Annotated in this window: 2 pseudogenes; both read left to right on the forward strand. The window is 53.3% G+C overall.

Annotated features, from left to right (window positions below):
• Positions 1-677 (forward strand): annotated as a pseudogene (locus R7Q48_RS25980) (cytochrome o ubiquinol oxidase subunit I); the annotation flags it as partial.
• Positions 667-844, forward strand: a pseudogene (locus tag R7Q48_RS25985) (cytochrome o ubiquinol oxidase subunit III); the annotation flags it as partial. The pseudogenes R7Q48_RS25980 and R7Q48_RS25985, both read left to right, overlap by 11 nt.

The following is an 844-nucleotide window of genomic DNA, read 5'->3' on the forward strand; positions in this document are numbered from 1 at the left end:
GCCGCGCGTTCTGTCTGTGGCCTGTCGTTTTCTTGTGGGCGGTCCTGCCGCGTTGCGCGCTGGGCTTTATGGGGATGACCCGTCGTCTGAGCCACGACATCCCCCCTGACTCCTTCCCGCTATTGGCTGTTGCGGCAGCGGGTACGGTTGTGATTGCACTGGGCGTATTGTCTCAGTTAATCCAAATCTACGTGAGTATTCGTGACCGCGAGCAAAACCGCGACCTAACGGGTGATCCGTGGGGCGGCCGTACATTGGCGGGGGCGACGTCTTCACCTCCGCCGTTCTACAACTTTGCTCATCTGCCAAAAGGCGATGTACTGGACGCGTTCTGGTATCAAAAACAAAGTGGCGAGTTCGACCCAATGAAAGAAGTGGAGTACGAACGCATCCATATGCCGAAGAACACGGCAACGGGCATTTATGTGTCGGCTTGGGCGCTGGTCTTTGGCTTTGCGATGATCTGGTACATCTGGTGGCTAGCGGCAGCAAGTTTGGTGGGTATCGTTGTGACGTGTATTCAACACAGCTACAACGATGACGTGGACTACTACGTTGAAGTGGAAGAGATCAAAGCGATCGAAGCCGCTCGCCGAGCTCAGCTAGAAGAAGCGAAGAAAGGAACCGTGAAAGACAACGAAAACAGCGATGATCTGGAGGTGACTTATGCAAACTAATGTCGCAGCTCATCATGACCACGATCACCACCATGACACGAATGGCAACAAGCTGTTTGGTTTCTGGGTTTACCTGATGAGTGACTGCGTATTGTTTGCGACTTTGTTCGCGACATACGCCGTGCTGTCTAGCAACTCGATTGCCGGTCCTACAGGTAAAGAGATTT

This window comes from Vibrio sp. 378, assembly GCF_033339435.1.